Source organism: Pseudorhodoplanes sp. (assembly GCF_035565855.1).
Taxonomy (GTDB): domain Bacteria; phylum Pseudomonadota; class Alphaproteobacteria; order Rhizobiales; family Xanthobacteraceae; genus Pseudorhodoplanes.
The window spans coordinates 1-2271 of the sequence record NZ_DATMRX010000089.1; the positions used below are offsets into that span (position 1 = coordinate 1).

Genomic DNA, 2271 nt, shown 5'->3' on the forward strand with positions numbered 1-2271 from the left:
GTCGCGGTTTTCCTGCGCCATCACCCGCAGCGTCTGCGCAAGCGGCGTGCCGTAGCGCTCGGCCTGTTGCAACGCCGTGCAAACCGACTTTATCCCGTCGATGTTGGTGCGTATCGCCAGGTTCTCGTAGGCCTGCCGGCGCTCCTGCAGATAGGACAGCTCAGCCGTGGTCAGCGTCAGCTCCTCGGCAAGCGCGACCGACTGCGAACCGATTTCCGCGCTGACCTTGCGAAACGCGGCTTCGATCGACATGCCGGATTCGACGCAGATCAATAGCAGGTCTAACGCATCGGGGAACGCGCGGCGGATCGAAAGCTGCCGCTTGGCAATCTGATTCTTGAGGAACAGATACGGCACCTGCATGCCGAGATAAGCAGCGGCCAGGCAGATGACGATCTTGATCGTCGCCGGCAATTCCAGGCGCACGACGACAAACAGATAGAACAGCGCAAACAGGAACAGGACAAGCGGCGTCATCATGCGGAAGAACAGGAAGGCGACGTAGGGTGCCTGGCCGCGGAAGCCCGCCTGAACCAGCTTGGCGCGGGCTTCCTCCTGCGCCAGCCACTTGGTCAGGTTGAGCTGTTCGACGACCCGTTGCATGTATTGCTTGGGCGTCGGCCGCAGCGCGACACGCTGCCTTTCGCCGCGCGCCAGCCGTTCGCGTTCGCGCTGGCGGATTTTCTCGCGCTCCAGCGCCACAGACTTCATGCGTTTGCCGAGAGTATCCGGCGACATGAGCGGCATCGCGAGCGTCAGCACCGTGGCGGCGGCGGCGATGCTGGCCAGCAGCATCGCCACGAACGTGGTGTCATGCAGCTTGTCGAGAAAAAGATCGAGCATGGCCGGCTCAGAAGTCGAAGTTGATCATTTTCTTCATCACGAAGACGCCCGTGCTCATCCACACGGCGCATCCCGCCAGCATCATGCGGCCCAGCTCCTCCGTCCAAAGCAACTCGATGTATTTCGGGCTGGTGACAAAAACGAGGAATGCAACGATCACGGGCAACGCGCCGATGATCGTCGCGGAGGCCTTGGCCTCCATCGACATCGCCTGGATCTTGGCGCGCATCTTCTTGCGATCGCGCAAGACGCGCGAAAGATTGCCGAGAGCCTCGGCGAGATTGCCGCCCGATTTCTGCTGGATGGCGATGACGATGCTGAAGAAGTTGACCTCGGGGAGCGGCATGCGCTCGTAGAGCTTGATGCAGGCATCGCCCAACGGCATGCCGATGGCCTGCGTCTCGATGACCGAGCGGAACTCGCCTTTAAGCGGCTCCTGCGATTCCATCGCAATGATGCGAAGGCTGTCGATCAGCGGCAAACCCGCCTTGATGCCGCGCACGACAACGTCCACCGCGTCCGGGAAGCTTTCGAGAAACTTCTTTTCACGGCGCTTCCTGAGATAGGTCAGCATCCACAACGGCGCACCCGCGCCGGCGGCAAAGGCAAAGGCAAGCCCCGGCAGCAGACCCAGGCCGAAAACGAACGCCAGCACGAGGACCGCCAAACCCAGCCCGCAGGAAACCACGATGAATTTCTGCTTCGACCAGGACAAGCCGGCCTGGTCGATCTTCATCTGCAGCGGCAGGCTCTTCGACTTGCGCGCCCTGATGTCGAGCTCTTTCAGCGTTTCCTCGACCTGTTCGCGGCGGGAGCGCTGCTGCTGCCGGCTGACGCGCGCGACCGGCTCGATGCGCGCCACGCTGGCGCGCCGCTGCTCGGCTTGGCGCTCGCCGGACATCAGCGGATAGATGAACACCCAGGCGAGGCCGCCGATGGCGACCGAAACCATGCAGAAGACGGCGAGCGTCTGTATCGTCATGGCGGATCGAGCCTCATCGCCCCTCCAGCCCGACGACTTCCGAGGCGTCCAACGCCGCGGCAAGCCGGTTCTCCTCGCCGTAATAACGCGCCCGATCCCAGAACTTGGGCCGGCCGATTCCGGTGGAGCGATGCCGGCCGATGATATTGCCGTGAGCGTCCTCGCCGGTGATGTCGTAGACGAACAGGTCCTGCGTGATGATGACGTCGCCTTCCATGCCGAGCACCTCGGTGATGTGGGTGATCTTGCGCGAGCCGTCGCGCAGGCGCGCCGCCTGCAGCACGACATCGACGGAGGCCACGATCATTTCGCGGATGGTGCGGGACGGCAGTGCATAGCCGCCCATCGTAATCATGGATTCGATACGCGATAGGGCTTCGCGCGGGCTGTTGGCGTGCAGCGTGCCCATCGAGCCGTCGTGGCCGGTGTTCATCGCCTGCAACAGG

3 protein-coding genes are annotated in these 2271 nt (G+C 63.0%); all 3 read right to left on the minus strand.

The window, feature by feature from the left end:
- Positions 1–843, minus strand: an 843-nt coding sequence (locus VN004_RS04940) for a type II secretion system F family protein (protein ID WP_325607598.1), incomplete at its 3' end; no start/stop codon positions are given.
- A 7-nt stretch (positions 844–850) separates the two neighbouring features.
- Positions 851–1825 (minus strand): type II secretion system F family protein, encoded by a 975-nt coding sequence (locus VN004_RS04945; protein ID WP_325607600.1) that lies wholly within the window; start codon positions 1823–1825, stop codon positions 851–853.
- A 13-nt stretch (positions 1826–1838) separates the two neighbouring features.
- The coding region (locus VN004_RS04950; RefSeq protein WP_325607602.1) for an ATPase, T2SS/T4P/T4SS family at positions 1839–2271 on the minus strand (433 nt) is incomplete at its 5' end.

What these genes read in the sequence shown, in the direction of transcription:
- VN004_RS04945 (WP_325607600.1), bottom strand. Translation starts at nt 1,825, where the DNA reads ATGACGATACAGACGCTCGCCGTCTTCTGCATGGTTTCGGTCGCCATC.